The sequence below is a fragment of the Spirosoma arcticum genome, assembly GCF_054779955.1.
Window position 1 is genome coordinate 30249 of sequence record NZ_BAAGXG010000026.1, and the last position, 20799, is coordinate 51047.

The 20799-nt window shown below is 52.7% G+C and carries 13 protein-coding genes; 1 reads left to right on the forward strand and 12 read right to left on the reverse strand.

Annotated elements, in window-relative coordinates:
* The first annotated feature begins 301 nt into the window (after positions 1 to 301).
* A complete protein-coding gene (locus ACYVHB_RS30430; protein ID WP_461055806.1) occupies positions 302 to 532 on the forward strand; it encodes a hypothetical protein in 231 nt (76 codons plus the stop codon).
* Between the two features lie 1067 nt (positions 533 to 1599).
* Here the strand turns inward: ACYVHB_RS30430 and ACYVHB_RS30435 are convergent.
* From ACYVHB_RS30435 to ACYVHB_RS30490, 12 genes are all read right to left on the reverse strand, one after another.
* Complete coding sequence (locus ACYVHB_RS30435) at positions 1600 to 2364, reverse strand: hypothetical protein (RefSeq protein ID WP_461055807.1); 765 nt, start codon at positions 2362 to 2364, stop codon at positions 1600 to 1602.
* 569 nt (positions 2365 to 2933) lie between these two features.
* Entirely contained in the window at positions 2934 to 3257 is a 324-nt protein-coding gene (locus tag ACYVHB_RS30440) for a hypothetical protein (protein ID WP_461055808.1), read from the reverse strand.
* Entirely contained in the window at positions 3254 to 3658 is a 405-nt protein-coding gene (locus tag ACYVHB_RS30445) for a hypothetical protein (RefSeq protein ID WP_461055809.1), read from the reverse strand. Before ACYVHB_RS30445 ends, ACYVHB_RS30440 begins: the two co-directional genes overlap by 4 nt.
* Before the next feature lie 97 nt (positions 3659 to 3755).
* Positions 3756 to 4544 carry a hypothetical protein gene (locus tag ACYVHB_RS30450; protein ID WP_461055810.1) on the reverse strand — a complete coding sequence of 263 codons (789 nt, stop codon included), beginning with the start codon at positions 4542 to 4544 and terminating at the stop codon, positions 3756 to 3758.
* Between the two features lie 832 nt (positions 4545 to 5376).
* Positions 5377 to 6663, reverse strand: a complete 1287-nt coding sequence (locus tag ACYVHB_RS30455) for a site-specific integrase (protein ID WP_461055811.1) — start codon at positions 6661 to 6663, stop codon at positions 5377 to 5379.
* A gap of 278 nt (positions 6664 to 6941) precedes the next feature.
* Positions 6942 to 8051 (reverse strand): mechanosensitive ion channel family protein, encoded by a 1110-nt coding sequence (locus ACYVHB_RS30460; protein ID WP_461055812.1) that lies wholly within the window; start codon positions 8049 to 8051, stop codon positions 6942 to 6944.
* A gap of 118 nt (positions 8052 to 8169) precedes the next feature.
* On the reverse strand, positions 8170 to 9501 hold the full coding sequence (locus tag ACYVHB_RS30465) for a hypothetical protein (protein WP_461055842.1): 1332 nt from the start codon (positions 9499 to 9501) through the stop codon (positions 8170 to 8172).
* A gap of 152 nt (positions 9502 to 9653) precedes the next feature.
* A complete protein-coding gene (locus ACYVHB_RS30470) occupies positions 9654 to 11105 on the reverse strand; it encodes a DUF1501 domain-containing protein (RefSeq protein WP_461055813.1) in 1452 nt (483 codons plus the stop codon).
* Between the two features lie 70 nt (positions 11106 to 11175).
* Positions 11176 to 14634, reverse strand: coding sequence for a DUF1553 domain-containing protein (locus ACYVHB_RS30475; protein WP_461055814.1), 3459 nt, complete (start codon positions 14632 to 14634; stop codon positions 11176 to 11178).
* A gap of 96 nt (positions 14635 to 14730) precedes the next feature.
* On the reverse strand, positions 14731 to 18021 hold the full coding sequence (locus ACYVHB_RS30480; protein ID WP_461055815.1) for a DUF1553 domain-containing protein: 3291 nt from the start codon (positions 18019 to 18021) through the stop codon (positions 14731 to 14733).
* 88 nt (positions 18022 to 18109) lie between these two features.
* Positions 18110 to 19636, reverse strand: a complete 1527-nt coding sequence (locus ACYVHB_RS30485; RefSeq protein ID WP_461055843.1) for a c-type cytochrome domain-containing protein — start codon at positions 19634 to 19636, stop codon at positions 18110 to 18112.
* Between the two features lie 11 nt (positions 19637 to 19647).
* Entirely contained in the window at positions 19648 to 20718 is a 1071-nt protein-coding gene (locus ACYVHB_RS30490; RefSeq protein ID WP_461055816.1) for an NHL repeat-containing protein, read from the reverse strand.
* Positions 20719 to 20799: the final 81 nt, after the last annotated feature.

Consider the following 20799-nt stretch of genomic DNA (forward strand, 5'->3'; position numbering starts at 1 on the left):
GAAACGTCAGTGGATAGACTCGCTTAAGGTTCACTAAAGGGCGTTTTTGAGCAGAAAATCGGCTTAGGAATCGTTTCGAACGTTGAGAACGATTCGCAAAATTTAGAACGTTCCCAACGTTGGGAACGATTCCTAAGCCGATTTTCTGCTTGTTTTGACTTGTCTATCTACCCTATAATCCCCTTTTGAGGGAGGCGGCCGGGTCCTTACCCGGTCAGCGTTCTTGATCCACAACGGGCCGGGGCGGTCATTGGTAGCGAGCCTGGTTTGTAACCGCTCCGAGTACGAACCGGTGTTTGCTATGGCCATTAGTAGGGTTAGCCTCAGCAAACACCCGACTTACTATCACTTCTCCGCCTTGCCCCACCCAATGGGTCCGGCCCGACAGTCTGCTCTGGTTGGGGGTACGGAGGGGCACTTAGTGAACCTCCCCACTGGGGTAGGGGTTCTCAATGAAGCGGAGGGGCATTCGCCAGCTACGCCAGCAGTTACCCGAACCGCCAACGGGTCCATCAACCATTCCACTGATTGACCTAACGGCGGTTTACCTACCTTCCAAGATCCAGGAAACAGGACGCCAGGGTGGCTGGTATGAGTGACGTACTTGATCTACCTGCTCTTGGCCTTACTTGGTGCGATCCATCGTTCCCTGTTATTATCTAATACGCTTTAGGTATGGCTATTCCTTTGCGAACGCAGTCAACACACCTTGGTGTATCCCTTTTACAGCCTGCCACTCCGCAAAGCATTTATTGCTTGAAAACTGCTCCCACACCGTCTTGCTACGTGCTGAATCGTTCTTGATGCTGGGCATCGTCGGCCACGCTCCTAACCCTACTAGCTCCCCGATCGGCCTTCACCAGCGAGCACTTCCTGCCGTAGCGGAGTGGCGGGCACGTCTCGCTGGAGCGTTCACCGGATAACCGATCCGGGTGCCTAAACAATTCAGCCTTGGCGGCGTTGTCTGGTAAGGACTTACCAGCGGCGTGCGCTAACGGTCAAAAATATACGCTAAAGCTTTGCTCATCAAAAAATGGTAATGGGGCCGCCCTGAGCGCTTAGTCAGCCCCCAGGGGTAGGATTATTGGTCAACGGTATGGCGACTTCTGCTGGGTTAGCCAGCCCGGTCCCCTGTAGCGAGATGACCGTCGGGGTGGGCCAGTCGCTGGTGGCGGCTCAGTGGGGATTTCTTAGCTAATCCTATCCCTCGGTTTCTGAGTAGTTAGGGCGCTTACTAGCCACCAACCGTCATCTAACGGTTGGTGGCTAGTAAGCCAAAGCAGGTACGCACAAACGCCGAGGGTAGAACCGGTCAGCTAAAGCAACTTAGTTAACGGATCTAAAGCGGTTAACGTCCCGGGTTAAACAAGTACGCTTAGGGAAACCCTTTGCCTGACTGGGGTAGGGATAGGGGTGTCGCTGTAATTAGATTCAAGCGGGCGGGTGATCCAGTTGATTTCCTAAACAGACCCGTGGTCAGGGTATCAGTAAGCGACTTTACTGGCTCTTGGGTAGACGCCCCCGTCAAAGGCCGTAGTGCCCGCTGGCCCTCCGTTCGCTTTGAGGATCGTGCACCGGTGGGTGGGCAAGGATGGAGGCTCAGTGCCGGATATAGTTGTCAGGCAGTTGCTGATTGCGGATCACCTTCCAACGGTAGCCTTCGATCTCGCCGGGGGGTATCACTCCGGTTATCAGAAAGGGTTTCAGATACTCATCGAGTTCCATTCGGTCTTTAAAGCGTTTGGTCTCCGATAAGGCGCTGGTTCCCGCCCCGCCATTGGGAGTAGCCATGGATAGGCTCCCCCGGTGGTGATCAATCGCTGCTGGGGGGTTGGTGGGGGTCAGCGTTGCTGGGGGACCGTAAGCGGGCGAGTTCCCAGTAGAGGCAGTGAAGAGGCCCTGCACATAAGCGTCTGATTGAGGTTTATAGAGGCCCTCTAAGTAAGCCATTAGCCAGGGCAGCTGGCTGGCCGCATGGCTGGGCTCGGCTCGGCTGTGGTGCAGGGTGAAAAGCCAAATCGAGTCGCGGTCATCGTCAGAAAGATTGTTGTAAAACTCGATGCTGGCCCCCGCCTGCAGGTACGCTTTAGGGCTGGCCAGCAACCGGCGGATGATGTCCTGCAACAAGGCTACCTTGTCGTCCTTCTCGCGGCCGCCCCGGGGTCGGCTGTAGCCGATCAGGGTTGTCTTGGGGGCGTTGGCCAGGCGGATAACGTGGGTGTAAGTGGCGCCTTGTCGGACGAATTTACCAAAGTTGTCTTTATAGGCCGATTGGGCGGGTGGGGTCTGACCGGCGCGTTGGGCGTGGGCAGACAGAGGTTGGGCCAGTTGGCCGATTGATTGAGAATCGTGAGATTTAGCCATAGATGGGTTGGCAATAGGTTTAGGGATAATGAATCGTTTGGTTAAGCGTCTCCACTTGTACAATGTATACAGAGTACAATGTACAGGGGTAGACATTAGAACAAGGGGTAAAGAGTTTTCACTTTAGAGGCCAACAGTACAGGAAATAGGGCTAAAAAAGGCCCTGCCTGGGGCAGAGTCACAGGAATACCGTCTGCCAATTTGAGCGGTTGCTGATGGGCAAGGGAAGAAAGCTCTCTTGAAGTGATCAGCTCGTGGAGGGCCTGTGGCTATGGATGATTCCCTACGGGGGTTTGTATTGATGAAGGAGACTGAGCATCGTGGTAGTTTGGTTAGGCCCTCGACCAAGTGAACCCTTTCAGGATTGGTCCACTTAGTCGCGGGGTGGCCCTAAATTGTGTTCAAACATGGCGGGATGATTTGGGCTGGCGTAGTGGGTTTTATCGTGTGGCCCAATTAGGCCCTAGTTTGGCCCCTTGGTTGACAATGCTAGCGGAATTGTGTCAGCTTAGAAGCCCCGTTGTAATGTTGCGAATGGAAAAGTTGGTAGCCAAGCGCCCTTCACTGTGTTATTTCGGCCAATCTCGACTTGTGGCTACTATAGGCGTCCGTGTAATGTAAATGGTATTTTTCCGAATAATGCCCGTATTGTTTTGACTTATTATGGGTGGTGTAAATACCACTTCTCGTGCAGCTATCTCACCTAACTCCTGCTCAGCCGCCAATAAAAGTTTTAAATGCTGTTGTGTTTTTGAGGTCTTGTTCTTCTCCTTATCGGCAGTGTCGTCATCCAAAAAGTTAAAATTGGCGGTATTGAGCAACTTTTCGTTAGCAAAACTGTACAAAGCTGGTTTGTCGTTCACTAATGGCCGTCCTGCTGTATCCGTCTTCATGCCGCCTTCCCAAATTTAGTTTGACGGGTGCTTTTAGCTTCCCCATTTTTCTTTCCCAATTGGTCGGCAAATTGGGTCTCAGCATTTTGAGAAAGCTTGGCAGGTGAGAGTTTAGTTTGCTGGGCTTGACCTCGGAGCCAGTTTAGTACCTCTACCTTTTCGTATAGTACCCGCTTACCTACCTTTTTCGTACCAAGTATTTCGCCCGCTGCTGATTTTATGCGTAGCGTACTGGCAGGAATACCGGAACAGGCTTCACAGAGCCAGTGGAAATCTCCGAAGGCCGTTTGACCGCTTTGGTCGTGCGGCTGACTTGTCTTCAACGCATCCCTTATTTCGATGAGCAAAGATTCGAGTCGATCAATACGTTGATCAATTACTGCGATGAGGTTATCTATCATAGCCGTTACATTTAATCCGGCCCAAAGATGCTCTTCGCTATAGTTGCTATAGTTGCAGTTACGAAATAGCAACTATAGCAACTATTAATTTGTTGATTTAAAGCTTATTAAGAAAACTAAGCAATTTGCTTTTCTGGTGCTTAATTGCATCTCTTTGTTTGCTGTTAGGTCTATTATGAGCAATAATAGATCTGTTCAAACTTTGACGCTTATCTTCAAAATCAAAATGTTCTTGTAGCTCTTCATACAATTTAGTTTGATTATTGAACACCTTAGCCTTATTAATCAAACCCAGATCAGTTACTGCGTATAGCATTGGTACTATATCCCTGGATTTACAGCCTTTGTAAGTCGCGATAAGAAAATCCAAACAATCTTGGTTTACCATTTGGCTGAATATCTTACTGACTTTTCTTGCACTTTGTACAGATGAAGTAATTGATGATTTGTCTGGAGTGTTGTCAGAAGTATCTGATGCTTGAATTCTCGCTTTGAACTGCGACAAGAGCTCCTCTTGTATGTCTGGCTCAATGTCTATTAATCGGCGAATTACTTTTTGCTCGATGATTTCCGTTGTTTCGAGAATACGTCTACGATCATTTTCATAAGATTTTACAGTAAGTATATCTTCATCTCCAGGCATGCGTGATTCTATAATTTGCTCTTTTAGATATATAGGGAGGGGAAGGCACGATTTAACGTTTTCAAGAGTAGCAATTAGGTTTAGTAAGCTTTGTACATCAAGCTTGTGAAGTGTTTCATCATAATTGGTGAGGTCTCTCTCAAGCCCAGCAAAGAAATCATCGTAGATGCCTTCGAGCAGAATTTTATAAAAAAAACTAGCACCGAATTTGAGAATTGACTCCGATTTATAGTGATCGCTCATGATGTACAGATTGGTGCTTTGTGGCAATAGTTATACTTATTTTCTGACAAATCACTGACTGCCAGTAGAAAACTTTTGTTGAAGTAACCAAATTCCTAAACAAACTCAAAAGGAGATTATTACAAGCAATCATAAGCTGCGTCAATTAGCTCGGTGCCTAATTCCTGCAAGTATATGCGCGTAGTGGCTTCGTCAGCGTAGCCCATTGCCTGACTAATCACGGCCACATCCTACCCAACGATGTGGCGAAACTATGACGGGCTACATACGTCGTTAGTGGGGTGTCGATACCAACAGCTTTGCCGATGGCCTTGAGATCAGTATTAACCTGCCCCATAGTCTCGCTGCAACGGTTATGCCTTTGGCTCGGCGTCTTATGCAAGGCGTCGTTCAGAATAGGAAAAATAGATGTCAACGGTTGGGGTTTACTATCAGGACTATAACGTTCCAGGATGGCAAGTGCGACGGGCATCAGGCGGATAGTGAACTTGCCGCCCGTCTTCTGACGAGTGTAGTTCAGCCGTTGGTGGCTGTGCAAGTCGGTGGCCACATTCGACCATGTAAGCATAGCCATGTCTATGAAGTTGATGCCCCCGCAATAATATGAGAATAGGAACAAGTCTTTGGCCAAAAGCTGCCGATCTGTGGTATCTCTCAGACTGGCATAAGGTCCTATGTACGGTTCGGGCGTAAAGGCTTTGATCTTTTCAATATCGACTTTACTAATAGCTCGCTTCGTAGTTTTGGTATCGAATTTCCCAACCGTTCCTGAATCATACTTGCGTGAGTATAATTGTCTATTGGTGCTGGCATAAGTAAATTTTCAATCTTTTTACAGGTTTTCAAAAGCAGCATCCACTAAATCGGTATCGAACTCAGACAGGTAAATCTGTGTCGTGCGTTCGTCGCTGTGTCCCATCGCTTCAGAGATTACGGCTGTTGCCACACCGGAACGCTTCAGCGCCGTTGCAAAGCTGTGCCGCGCTACGTAGGTCGTTAAGGGAATTTCGATCCCGGCCAATTTTCCAATAATTTTTAGATCGGCATTGACTTGCCCCTTTATTTTGTGCAGCCGGTTGGCTATCTGCAAAGGGCTCTTGTGCCGATCAGAATCTATAATACCAAATATGTAATCATTAGAACCAGTGCAGGTCAAAGGCCTGTAGTGATCCAGAATTGAAATTACCTGTGCTGACAGCTTGATATTGAAAAGACCCCCCGTTTTCTGACGGACGTACTGCAAGCGTCCCCCCTGTACATTGCGCCAATGAATCTGGGCCATATCTACGTAGTTAATTCCGGCGCAGTAGTAGGAGAATAAAAACAGATGTTTAGCCAGCAGCAACCGGGGCGTTGTTACCTCCACGGCTTCAATGCTTCGAATGTCGTTTTTGGTAATAGCCCGCTTACGGGTCGAGAGATCAAACTTGGACAAACTAAACTTATCCCGCTGGGAGGTGTGGCGGCTAAATGGATACAGATCGGCATGTAGTACTTTCTCCCCAATGGCCCGGTTGATGGCCGCTCGTAGCGTTCGAAAGTAAACGCTCATTGTCGTATCCGAACACCTTTCTGATCGAAGGTATGTTTCGAGTTTATTTAGGAATGCTACATTCACCGCCGACAACGGGCAATCCATGTCCCGTAGGAATTTGGACAGCACCCGGCGTGTATCACGGTACACGTTAGCGTTCCCCACTCGCCTTGCCGTTTGAAGCTGTTCGCAGATGTCCTGAAAATACGCCAGCAACATTACACCTTTGCGTTCTTTACGTGGCTTTCTGCTTGCTTCTGTAACGGCATCAACAATCATTTCAATGGTGAACGGATGACCTACGTCTTGCAAACTCTTGGCTGCATCGGCAAAGCTGCTTTCCCATTTATTAATTAGAGCCAGCAACCGTTTCTGTTCAGGATGGCTCCGGCGCGGTATTTCCTTTTCGGCGTCCCATTGATCATTATGGCAGTTCTCCCCAATAGAGATATATTTACGTCCGCCATCTTTTGTGATCCTCAGGCGTAGCGGGTGCGAACCATCAGCCAGTACCTTGCTGGTATACAGCATCACCTTAACTTGGGGCAACCGCTCAGTAGGCAGAGGATTGACAGTTGTTTTCACCGGTGTACATTTTGGTGTACATAAAGGTAGAGAAACAACCGGAATTATCCAACATTAACCAATACAAACAATACACGCAACGAGCTTATAATCAGCACAATAAATACTAATGAAATTTATCTAATATAAATAATGTCATGCTTTACAAGCAGAGGGTCGGGGGTTCGAACCCCTCAACTCCCACACTAAAAAAAGCATTTACGATACCATCGTAAGTGCTTTTTTATTGGCGTTCTACATGATACTGTACAACAAAAGCGAGTACTAATCCGACACCATTACACTTCTTTTGGACGCATTTCCTCGGCCAGCATCAGCCGCGTTTGAGGGAGACTCTGCGGGTATTCGTCCCGAATAAAAGCAATGAGCTGTTCGCGGATGTGGCACCGCAAATCAAAGGCAGAAGGAGCATCCTGAGCCGAAACAAGCACCCGGATGACCAGGCAGGTAGGTTGTGTCTCCGTCACTTGTACCGCAAAAACATCGCCGTTCCAGAGTGGTTCCGCTTCGGCAAGTTCGCGGGCTTTTTCGCGGATTCTATCCACGGGTACGTTATAATCGAGGTACAGAAATACCGAACCCGTAATGGAAGCATCGGAACGAGTCCAGTTCTCAAATGGCGTTTCGACGAAATAGGTAATAGGCAAAATCAACCGACGCCGGTCCCACAGCCGTACAATCACGCTCGTCAGATTTATCTCTTCGATTCGTCCCCATTCCTTTTCGACCACCACGGCGTCGTCTAACCGAATCTGCTGGTTAAAGGCAATCTGAATCCCCGCCATCAGATTCGCCAGCGTTTTCTGGGCCGCAAAGCCAATTACTACGGATACGACCCCGGCCGAGGTCAGGACGCTCAGCCCTACCTTTCGGCTTCCCTGAAACGTAATGAGCAATAGCGACCCGGCGATGATGATAAAGCCAATGGCGAATAGTCGGCGAAAAAACCGCACCTGCGTCACAAATTTGCGTTGCGACAGGTTCACGTCCTGCGTAGTGTCGTACTGCTGAATCAGCCGGAGTTCGCCCACCTTCAGCAATTGTACAACGAGCCAGGTCGTAATTAGTAGAAACAGAACCTCGGCTGTTTTATCGGCGACTGGATGTCGGCGCAGAAATCGCTCGGACTGCACATTTGTGGCTAACAGAAAAAGCAGAGACGGCACAAACGCCCAGAACGCCCAGCGAGTGTGGATTTTGAGCAGGGCCAGCGTCTGGAAAGGTCGCCGACGAACGACAAACCGGATCACTTGTGTAACGACGAAGTCAATGGCCAGCCCCAACAGAACAGACGCAATGAGCAGGACCCAGCCCGACAGATCGCGGTTGGGAACATAGCCCGCCCAGCGAATGAATTCACGAATCCAGGTGTCGATTTGTTGCTGCATGGCGCAAAAATAAGGAAGCTACCGCTACAACGAACGACTACCCGAACGAATGGCAGCGATTCTACCCAGAAAGATGGCTCATGCCTGCCAAGCACTGACCATCTGGTTTTCGTCAATTTTACTTCTGAAACTCAATGACGTATTCCGATAGGTACTTGCTCTTGTCCTTCTGAATGTCTTTCACGAATAGCCGCGCTTTCTGGCCTAATTTCAGGCAGGTGCGTTTGTTTGCAACATCGTCGGCGGTGTTCATGGGCTGTAACGACGGATACCACAAAAAATGACCGGGCCGATCCAACAACAGTTGAGGCTTGGTCCATTCCTGCGCGTGATTGCCTTCGCCCAGATCCACATTTTTATTGAACGAAATGTAGATACTGCTGCCTGCCCACGAAGGGCCTTCAACTTTCCCCATGAGCATGACCCACGCCTGTAGATACGTATTCCAGCTAACTGACGGGCCCCAGTGGAACCCGCCCGTGGGCGACGAAGCCGGTCCACCACCCGCCGACTGGGGAATCTGTAACGAGGTAACGGGTGCTCCTATCCCATCGGCGGGGGCGTTGAATCCCGTGCCGTCCCAGCGCCGGGCTTTACCAACCGGATTGTCGAGGTCTGTTAGTTTGATGCGGGCCACGCTGATACACTGCCCGCTCCACTCTTTGGTGAGGTCGTAGGTTGCAGCCGTGTAAACGCCGGGATAGCCGTATTCTCCATAAAACAGGTATAAATAATCGCCACTCGCCACGGCCGACGGGTCACCTACGCCCCCGGCAAACGTAAGCGACGTGTTTTGGGGCTTTAGAATCATGCGGGGCTGAAAGTCTTCGATAAAAATGCCCCGGTTCGCCCAGCTTCGCCCTCCATCCACTGATTTCATGATACCAATCCGGCATACCGCAGCCGCCGATGCGGGTCCCCGGAGACCCTGCGGCCAATTGACATCAACGTACCCAGTGCGGCTCACGGAGTCATAAGGGAGGGTGGCAGGGTAGTTTTCGTTGTGGTACACCGCGAACAGTGTCCGGCCCGTTTTGTCGGCGGTATCCTGATAAACGGTCTCGAACCAGACGGCCCCGTGCAGACCGGGTTGTCCGATTTTAGCGTTGACAGGCAGAGCAGGCTCCGTAAACTCGGCTGCTTTTCGACTGAACGCCTGGTCGGCATTGGCACCATCGGCAAATTTCAGATCGCGGGAAAATCCCCAAACCGGGTCTTCACCGTGCTTACCAGGAAATATTCGGAATGTATCGCCCACCCAGGCCTCGGCCATGTTGCAATCCACAAACGAATTGAAGTAGAACGTATCCCCCGGAACGAGCTTGAACGTGAGGGCTTTCGTACTCGTCTCGCTCGTTTTGGAGCAGGAAATAATAAAGCTGCACGTGAGTAGCAAAACGATAAAATTTGTCGCTGTTGATGGTAAAATGCCTGTTCGGAGAGGATTCATCATAGAAAAGTAAGTGCAAGCAGGTCCGTACAACCGGCTCACGTCATTGATTTGAGACTACAAGATACAATATAGACAGATTTTTTAAACAGCAAAAGCGGCAGGCAACCCGTAAATGGACCACCTGCCGCTTCCAAATAGAAATGCAGTCTCTACGCCAGCAACGGCTTTATTACTTTTCCGTGCACGTCGGTCAAACGATACCGGCGACCCTGACTTTTGAACGTCAGTTTTTCGTGGTCAACGCCGAGCAGGTGCAATACCGTCGCCTGAAAGTCGTGAACGTGCACCGGATCCTTCACAACATTGTAGCCGAAGTCGTCGGTTTGCCCATAGACCACGCCTTTTTTGATGCCCGCCCCGGCCATCCAGATCGAGAACGCCCGCGGGTGGTGATCGCGGCCGTAGTTGTCACGGGTAAGTTTGCCCTGCGAATAAGGCCCACGTCCGAATTCTCCGCCCCAAATCACGAGCGTATCATCTAACAAACCACGCTGTTTGAGGTCCATAATGAGCGCGGCCGAGGGCTGATCGACACTCTTGGCCTGGGTCTTGATGTCGTTGGGCAGATTGCCGTGCTGATCCCAGCCCTGGTGGTACAACTGCACGAATTTCACATCTTTTTCCACCAGTTTGCGGGCCAGTAAGCAATTGGCCGCGAACGTACCGGGCTTGCGGCTGTCGGGACCGTACATATCGAAAATGTACTTCGGCTCTTTGGAAATATCGAGCGTTTCGGGTACCGACGTTTGCATTCGGTACGCCATTTCGTACTGTGCCATGCGGCTGTTGATTTCCGGGTCCAGCACATGTTTGTATTGCTCCTGATGCAATTTGGTCAGGTAATCGAGCATTCGTCGGCGGCTGGGCCGGTCGATGCCGGGTGGGTTGTTGAGGTAATAAACCGGGTCTGGTCCCGACCGGAACACGACACCCTGATGCACCGACGGCAAAAACCCGTTGCTCCATAGTTTGGCGTAGAGCGGCTGATCGCCGTCGCGGCCTTTAGACAGCAGCACCACGAACGCGGGCATGTTCTGGTTGTCGGAGCCTAAGCCATAGCTGATCCACGACCCAAAGCTGGGCCGCCCCGCCTGCTGACTGCCCGTCTGAAAAAACGTGACGGCGGGGTCGTGGTTGATGGCTTCGGTGTTCATCGACCGGATAAACGTCAGGTCACCAGCCATGCGTGCCGTGTGCGGCAAGAGTTCGCTGATAGTCATCTGGCCGGGACCATACTGAGCAAACTTATATTTTGACGCTGCGAGTGGAAACCGGCTTTGCCCCGCCGTCATGCCCGTTAACCGCTGCCCTTTCCGCACCGATTCGGGCAAGTCCTGCCCCCACATCGCTTCGAGTTTCGGCTTATGATCGAATAATTCCAACTGCGAGGGTGCTCCGCTCTGAAACAGGTAGATTACCCGCTTTACCTTTGGCGGAAAGTGCGGCTTACCGGTTGATTTATCCTGACCGCCAATCACACCCCCAAACAGGTTGCCGGGGTTGAGCAGCGACGCCAGCGCAATAGCCCCTAAACCAGCGCCCGATTGCCCCAGGAAGTTCCGGCGGCTGAGTTGATCGTGAATTTGATCTTGAATATCCATGTTAAGTCGTAAGAGTCGCAAGTCGTAAAAGTCGCAAGCGTCATCCACTTACCACTTTTACGACTTGCGACTATCTTTTTACAATTGCTTCGTCAACGTTCATAATCGTGCTCGTCACCACCGTCCAGGCAGCTAACTCGGCCGGGTCCAGTTTCTTGTCAACGGGGTACTCACCCACCGACAGCAGTTCCTGCACCCGCTTTGGATTTTTCCTGAAACTCGCCAGTTCTTCGGCATACAGTTGGTTCAGTAAGCTAATCTCCTTCGGGCGGGCGGGACGGCTGACAACGGCTTTGAATGCGTCACTTATGAATTTATCATCCCGGTATCCCTTAGCTAACGAGCGTTGAGCCAGCACCCGCGCGGCTTCCACAAACTGCGGATCGTTGAGTGTGACCAGTGCCTGCAAAGGCGTACTCGTTTTTTGCCGCTTCACAACGCACGTGTGCCGTTCGGCCGCGTCGAAATTGAGCATCATGGGTGGGGGCGACGACCGTTTCCAGATTGTGTACATCGACCGTCGATACAAACTGTCGCCCTGACTTTGGGTATATTTTACGGTATTACGAGTCGCCAGGGCTTCCCAGATTCCGGCAGGTTGATACGGACGCACGCTCGGCCCGCCAATGCGCTGCGTCAGCAACCCACTCGCGGCCAGTGCATTGTCCCTAATCTGTTCCGCCGACATCCGGTAGCTTGGCCCTCGTGTCAGCCAGGTGTTGTCAAAATCAGCCTCGCGCACGGCTTCGGGCACCGTAGACGACTGGCGGTACGTTGCCGATAGCACAATCATCTTATGCATCGCTTTCGTATTCCAACCTGATTGCCGGAATTCCACGGCTAAATAATCTAATAGTTCGGGGTGGCTGGGCAACGCGCCCTGATTGCCGAAGTCATCGCTGTTTTTGGCTAATCCCTGGCCAAAATACTGTTGCCACATTCGGTTGACCATCACCCGGCTAAACAGTGGATTATCGGGCATCAACAACCAGTTAGCCAGTCCAAGCCGGTTTTTGGGCATCCCGTCCGGAATCGGTTTCAGGCTGTGCAGCACAGCGGGCTGAACCACCTCGCCGGGGGCATCGTATACCCCACGCTTGAGCAAGTGCGTCACGCGCGGCTGCTTTCGTTCCTGCATCACCATCACCTGATCGGCGTTGGTGTACAGCATCAGTTGCTCCCCATGCAGTTTCATAGCCTCTGCGTATGCTGCCCGATACGCCGGGTCTTGGGTCGTTACGTAATACGTGTACAACCCCGTTCGCTGAGCCGTTGTGCGTTTTGCAACGGGTGTTTGCAGAGCGGTTGTGACCGCATCGGGAGTGCCCGCCAGCCGGGGCATTTCGAGCGAAGTCAGGCAGCGGTTGTAGATACGCAGCTCATCCACGGCGAAATCCTTATAGAAATAGTCGTGCATCCGACCGACATAAAACGCGTGTTGTGCCCAGTGCGACTTGTCTTTGCCGTACACAATGCTATGCTGCAAATGGTCCGTAATGACCCGCGTCCGCATGGGTTTACCGTTCAGATACAGCGTCAGGCCATTGGATCGGCCCATGCCGTCGTACGCAATCGCCACTTGAAACCAGGCGTTGACCGGCACCTTCTCGACCGATTCAATGTCGATGGCGTTGGCGGGCCACACGTGACTGAGTGTCACTTTCAATCGCCCGTCAGTCAGCAGGTCGAGTTGATAGCCCCGCTGCCCATCCATTGGACCGGTCGTGCGGCCCAGCAGCGTAGCATCCATGCCGGACTTCGCCAGTTTAAACCAGCTACTGATGGTAAACGGCTGATTTTGCTCAAAAGCCCCGAAGTCGGTCGGCAGGCTGATATAGCTGTCGCCGGGCAGGAACCGGGCTTTCCCGAAACGACCCGCCACGGCGTAGGGCAGGTTGTCCGAGTCACCCCCCAGTCGGGCAGGCAGCGTGTCGTTGACCTGGTTGGTGAACGCATTGCGCGGGTCTTTCAACAACTCCGCTTTTGTCTTCGGTTTAACAACTTCTTTTTTCTCAGACTTATTGGCCGCACCCGGCTTTCTCAGCGACTCTTCTTTTTTCCGCTTTGCTTCGTCCAGTTTGCGCTTCTCGTTCTCGGCTTTCACCAATGCCTTAATGTCACCCCGGTCAGCTTCGTCGAAAGTGTAGTGGGCAATCAATCCCGTCTCCGACTGCTTAACCCCCTGGCCCTGATTGCCCGACAGCCACTGCCCATATCGCTGCTGATAGTCAGGGCGGTTAATGTTCAGTTTTTGCATCAGCGGAGTCAGTTTCTCCCGGATGTAAGCAAGTTGAGCGTCCGTCCTGGGCGTAGTTAGCGTAATAGTTGGGGCAGCTTCGCCATTATACGGAATCTGCCCGCGCTCGTTGTTGCTGTTGAAAAAAGCGAACAGCGAAAAATAATCCTTCTGCGAGATCGGATCGTATTTATGGTCATGGCAACGGGCGCACTCGACGGTCAGACCCAGCATCGCCTTGCCAAATGTGGCCGTCCGGTCCGCGACGTACTCAACCCGGTATTCTTCATCCACAATCCCGCCTTCCTGACTCTGCTGGTGATTGCGGTTGAAAGCAGTGGCAATCATCATATCCTGACGGTCGGCCGCTGCCATCGGCTTGGGCAACAAATCCCCGGCCAACTGCCACGTAATGAAGCGGTCGAAGGAGAGATTGCGGTTGAACGCCCGAATAACCCAGTCGCGGTAGGGCCACATCGTCCGCAGACCATCGTCCTGGTAACCGTGCGTGTCGGCGTAGCGGGCTACATCGAGCCATTCAACGGCCTGACGCTCCCCGTAATGTGGACTATTGAGCAGCCGATTAACGACCTTCTCGTACGCGTTGGGCGACGTGTCGGCCAGAAATGCATCAACCTCAGCGGGTGTTGGTGGCAAACCCGTCAAGTCCAGACTAACGCGCCGGAGCAAGGTCGCTTTGTCGGCTTCGGGGGCGGGTTTGAGCTTCTTGCTCTCCTGCTTAGCCAGTACGAACCGGTCTATATCGTTTTTAACCCACTGCTTTTCATCCTTAACGGCCGGTATCTCCGGTATCGTCGGCGTAATAAGCGACCAGTGTTGTTTGTACTCGCCCCCCTGCTCAATCCAGCGCAACAACATCGCTTTTTCTTCGGCATTCAGGCTGAGGTTCGACTTAGGCGTAGGCATCACCTCATCGGGGTCAGTGGTGGTAATGCGGTGGAAGAGTTCACTGCCCGCGAGGTCGCCCGGCACGATGGCTTTCTTACCACTTTCGGCCAACGCTTCGTAAGCGCCTTCGGGCGTATCGAGCCGCAACCCGGCCTGCTGTTTGGCTTTATCAGGACCATGACACGCAAAGCAACGATCCGACAAAATCGGTTTGACGTGCAGGTTATAATCCACCTTTTCGGGCAGATTGGCCTCAGCCGCGACCACATCAGCCGGTTTCTCAACCGATGAGCGGCAGGCTGTCAGCCAGACCGACGCGCCAAACAAACCAGCCGTAGCACTGAGCAGAACGTAGCGAAAGCGTATGTCGGTCCAAGCGGGCATAGAAATACGAATCAGTTGAGTATGAATTAATTCTACAAAAATACCCTGGCTTCGGGCAATGTATCATCGCCTATCTTGCCCGGTTATTGGCAAATCTTAGCGTTTAACAAGCGCTTCGTCCATGTTCATGATCGTGCTGACGACCACTGTCCAGGCAGCTAATTCGGTGGGGGTGAGCGAAGTAACACGGGGATATTCGCCCACTGCTAACAAGGCATTGGCCCGTTTCGGTTCGTTTTTGAAGGATAAAACCTCGTCGGCGTATAATTTTTTCAGTAATTCGACTTCCACTGACCGGGCCGGGCGGTTTAAGATGGTTTTGACGAATTGCCGGATTAACTCATCCCTATTCTGTCTACTTCCGCTCTTAATTACTTGTTGCGCCAGCACCCGGGCCGCTTCAATGAACTGTGGATCGTTAAGCGTCACCAACGCTTGCAGGGGCGTACTGGTTTTCTGGCGACGAACGGTGCACAGGTGGCGCTCAGACGCGTCGAAGTTAAGCATCATGGGTGGGGGGGCGGTTCGTTTCCAGATCGTGTACATCGACCGGCGGTACAGGTCGTCGCCGTGACTTTGGCGATACGGTGTGTTATGGTTCAGCGTTTCCCAAATGCCGCCCGGCTGATAGGGATAAGCGCTCGGCCCGCCGATGCACCGATTCAGCAGCCCGGCTGCGGCCAGCGCCCCATCCCGCACCTGTTCGGCCGACAGCCGGTAGCTGGGTCCCCGTGCCAGCCACGTGTTGTCGGGATCGGTCTCCCGTTTTTTTGCATTCACCAGCGCATTTGTGGACCACGACGCCTGCCGATACGTTGCCGACAGCACCACTTCACGCATCAATGCTTTCACGTTCCACCGGTTAGCCAACGCCAACGGGCCATGTTCGTCCGTTGGCGTTGGCCAGCCGCCGGTGCGGAACCGAACGGCTAAGTAGTCGAGTAGTTCAGGATGGCTGGGCAAACTGCCCTGATTGCCAAAATCGTCCGAACTTTTCACCAATCCCTGTCCGAACAGTTGTTGCCAGAACCGGTTAACGGCCACGCGGGCGAACAGTGGATTGTCGGCTCGTAGCAGCCACTGCGCCAGACCAAGCCGATTTTTGGGTAGCTCGTTCGGCAGCGAACCGAGTGAGGTTAACGTATTAGGCTGAACAATTTCGCCGGGGGCATCATAAGCTCCACGTTTTAGCAGATGCGTTGGCCGGGTAACCCGTCGTTCACGCATAATCATAACCTCCAACTGAGCATCGTAGATGTCCGTTTCGGCTTTGCGCAAGTCGCGCAGAAGCTGCTGCCGACGCACCAAAGCCGAATCTGTTACTCCTCGACTAACCGGTACTGGTTGTGGCCGAAACTGATTTCGGCTTAACGCCAGCACCTCGCCGGGTGCGATAGCCCGGTGGAACAGGTTCAGTTCATCGACCCAAAAATCGGCCATCGAATCCCGGAATTTACTGCCTATCTGGAAGTCAAGTTTCAGATTGAACCCATTTTTATAACCGGGTCCGTAGACTATGCTACGCTTCAGGTTATCGGCGTGAATCCGCGTCGGGGCGAGTTGACCGTTCAGGTACAACCGCGTACCAGTCGCCGAGCCGGAGCCGTCGTAGGTTACAGTAATGTGCAGCCATTGGCCCAGCGGGGCGGGTTTCAACGTGTGCAGATCAATGGCGTTATCGGGGTAATTGTGGGAGAGGTTGAAACTGAGCGTGCCGTCTTTATGACGCTTAAGTTCGTAGCCCCGGTCACCGTTGTCAAGCCCGCTGGATCGGCTAAAGATTGGTCCTTTGGCGTCACGTTTCAACAATTTTATCCACAACCCCACCGAGAACGGATCATACCGTTCAAAGAAACCCAAGTCTGGACCCAGGTCGATGTTGCCCTCGCCGTTTACTAATCGCCCGCGTCCAAACCGACCCGGACCAACCGTCGGAGGCAGGTCTGTATTGCCCGTTACGGTGGCGGGTCGGGCCACATTAACCGCGTTGGCGAACCGGTAGCGGGATGTGTCATCGAAGGTGTACCGGGCAATTGGCCCCTCACCGGAATTTCCCTCACCGGAACGCCGGACCGCCCCGGCCCCTCCCGCAACGGCGGACCGCCCATAGGGTGAGGGGTGAGGGGAACGAAGCGAATCCTCAACTCTTCGGATTTTCGTTTGAATATAACGCAACTGTTCGTCAGCTTTTCGGTCTGTCAGAATCAGTGTCGGGCTGGATTCACCGTAAAACGGCACCTGTCCAGCCTCGTTGATGCCATTAAAAAAAGCGAACAACTGGTAATAATCCTTCTGCGAAATGGGGTCGTACTTGTGGTCATGGCAGCGGGCGCACTCAACCGTCAGGCCCAGCATCGCCTTCCCGAACGTAGCGGTTCGGTCAGCGGCATATTCGGTCAGGTATTCCTCTTCAACAATGCCCCCTTCCTGATTTTGTGGGTGCATCCGGTTGAACGCCGTGGCAATAAGCTGATCCCGACGGTCGGACGTTGCCACGGGCGCAGGCAGCAGGTCGCCCGCTAATTGCCACGTAATGAAGCGGTCGAAGGAGAGATTGCGGTTGAAGGCGCGGATAACCCAGTCGCGGTAGGGCCAGGCGGTGCGCATCACGTCTAATTGGTAGCCGTGGGTATCGGCGTAGCGAGCAATGTCGAGCCAGTTGGTGGCTAATTGTTCGCCGTAGTGCGGGCTATTGAGCAGGCGATTAACAACTTTCTGATAGGCGTTGGGCGATGTATCGGCCAGAAACGCGTCTACCTCGGCGGGCGTGGGCGGCAAACCCGTCAGGTCCAGACTGACGCGCCGGAGTAAGGTCGCTTTGTCGGCTTCGGGGTTGGGCGACAAGCCTTTTTCGCGCAGTTTGGCCCAAACAAATCGGTCGATATCATTCCGTATCCAGCCCTGACCGTCAACATTGGGCACCTCCGGCATCGTTGGCGCGATGAGCGACCAGTGTTTTTTGTACTCCGCTCCCTGCTCAATCCAGCGCAGCAGTGTGGCCTGTTCTTCGGCGGTCAGGCTTAGGTGCGAGTCGGGTGTGGGCATCATCACGTCGGGGTCGGTGCTGATGATGCGATGAAACAACTCACTTTTGGCTAAGCTTCCCGGCACAATAGCCCGCCGACCACTTTTGAGATTGGCATAAGCATTTTCGGCGATGTCTAACCGCAAACCCGCTTTTTGCTTATTTTGGTCCGGTCCGTGGCAGGCAAAACAACGATCCGACAGAATGGGCTTAATATGAAGGTTGTAATCGACCGCGTCGGGCACCCGAATAGCTGCGGCCTGGATATCGGCGGGCAGTTCGGGGGTTCGGCCGCAGGCCAGCAATCCGGCGATTAGCCCGACGACATGCAGCCAAACCAATCGTTGTTTCCGTATTCCCATAGCTCTAACAAAAGCTCGTTCACCTCGATCTATACTTTTATTATTGCTCAGTTCTTAGAGGATACCAACCACTTGTATTCCCTGACAATCAGTTCTTTTTCGTCGGTTCGGCAGGGGCGGCTTTGGCTAATTCCGCGATCGTCTGTTCAGTGATACCACCAACAATTTCGAGTCTGGGCATAGCTTTCTTCAAGTTCGCTAAACCGGCTTCGGTCACCTTGGTTTGCCAGAGGTACACTGTTTTCAGGTTCTTCAGATTCGCCAATTCGGTCAGGCCCGCGTCGGTGATGGCGGTGCCGTAGAGGTTCAGGTATTCCAGATTCGCTAAGCCTTTCAAGCTTTTCAGGCCCGCGTCGGTGATGTTGGTTTGCTCCAGATGCAGCTTTTGCAGGTTTTTGAGTTTGGCTACCTGCGTCAGTGTAGCGTCCGAAATCTCGGTGTCTCCCAATTTTAGCCAAACGATCTGCTCACTGATTTTGGGTAAAACAGTCGCCTGTGCATCGCCAAACGTCTGAGCATTTACCGCGCTCACTTCCAACTGATTTTGCTCTTTCGATAGCGGCAATACCAGCAACCCGGTTTTCTTCAACTCGTCGATCACCTTCGGATCGGCTGCGGGCACTTTCATTGTCAGTACTGGCGATTCGAGCGCTGGCCCGGACGCAACAGCCGTTGCGCCAACGCCCGTTTCAACTGCGCCACCACCGCCGAGCGAGGCCAGCACCGGCCGGATGGCGTCGTTGACTTTCAGGTCCGATACTTTCTTATCGAAGGAGGCACCCTGGTCAATCCACCACGTTAGCAGGGCTATCTGACCGTCGGTAAGCTGCGTTTTACCTTTGGGTGGCATGTGTTCCTCGTCCTCTTCGGGCAGCAAGCATACCTTCACCATCTCACTTTCGAGTCCTTTCCCGGCAACAAAAACGGGGCCACCTTCTCCGCCTTTTTTCAGCATCTCGACCGTATCGTAGCGCAAATCTCCTTTCGACTTTTCGGCATTATGGCACTGCACACACCGGCTTTGCAGAATTGGATTAACAATCTGCTCAAATACCATTGCCTGATTGACATCCGTGATAGGCTTGATTGCTATCTCTGTTTTCCGTGGTGGAATGCCCGCCAGGGTTCGGAAGGGTTCAGGTGTGTATTGGGTCAGGTAATCGGAGCCGTGGGTCAGGTTTCCGCCGTGGTGTCCAGCCGCCAGCAACAGCAACAGGGCTACACTCAGAGCAGGTAGGTACATGAGCGGAGCAAACCGAATTCGGCGGCCCAGATTCTCTGACTTCACGGCCCAGGCAATCCAGGCAAACACCGCAACGCCAATGCCCTGCCACATATGGTCATTCAGGGTTTCTTCTTCGTAGCCCCCCCCCAGCGACAGCAGATACCCAAACACGCAGGCCATTGTCGCGCTCACCGCCGACCAGAACAGGATCAACGTGATGGTGTGCGGACTTACCGTGTTGCGCCGGGTTAGCCGGTCCAGCTCAAGCAAGCCAGCAATCAGCAGAAAGCCAATTGGCAAGTGAACGACAAGCGGATGAAAATGACCAAAAAACAGCGCCCAGTCGGACGGTTGTGACGAATTGGCTTGTAGCAGGATCAACGCGTTCATAAATAGTATCGTCAGGCTACCCGTTCTAATTTGATTGGGTACGTTTTTTTTGAGGCCCATTGGGCTACGTAAATACTTTCGTCCTCATCCACTAATACATCGTGTGGATGCAGGAAAGCCGCCTGATTACGGTCTTTGTGTTGTTCGCCCAGTTTGCCATCCTGATAAACAGGTTCCGAACCACCCGGCGTCGAAATCACCCGGTCATTCTTATCCAGAATCTGAACGTAGCCCGATTCGGGGTAGGCGTCGGAAGTACTCCGAAATACGGCCCCATAAAGGTTGTCGCCGTGAATAACCGGGCGGCAGATGTATGACCCTGGCAGGGCGATGGTCGACACATACTTGCCGTCGAGCGTAAACCGTTTGAGCGCGTTGTGCCGCCGGTCGGTGATGAGCAGCGTTGGTGCATCAGCCCGTCGCCGGTCGACCACAATGCCGTGGCAGCAGTCGAACGTATCATTGCCGTCGCCTTTGCCGCCCCAGAATCGAATTAGTTTGCCGGCTTTGTCGTACTGTGTCACATAATTCAGCCCGTAACCGTCGACCACGTAGATATCGCCATTGGCAGGGTTGACGGCCGTTTCGGTCGGTTTGTATTGGGCGGGGTGTGCATATTTCTGTGTGTCTTTTGGATAATCTAACTTCATCAACTCACGCCCCTTTAGATCGGTTTTGATAACCTGATGGCGGTCGGTATCGCAGATGAGCAGGTATTGGTCATTGCCTTCACCACCGATCGTCAGGCCATGCCCGCCGGGGTATTCATGCCCCCACGTATCGAGTAACTTCCCCGATTTATCGTAGATCAGCATATTATTTTTCGTCTCGTTGGTCAGCAGAATGATGCGCCCTTTGGCATCCTGCACCATCTCATGGCAGTCGTTGACAGGATTCTTACCCGCATCCAGCACACCCCAGCCCGGCACCACGCGGTACCGAAAACCATTGTGCCCTAAAACGGTTGTTTCAGCCGCACACCGAGCTGATTTTGACCAAGAAACCGTTGGAACTGCAATGCTGGCCGCGGTTGCCAGCGAAGCCTGCCGCATGAACGACCGACGCGAAAGAGGAGTGACCATGATAGGCTGAGTTTACGGAAAAAGGCGGCAGGGAGCGGAGTTTACTGCAAGCAGGATTTTAATGACGACTGGTTGCTATTT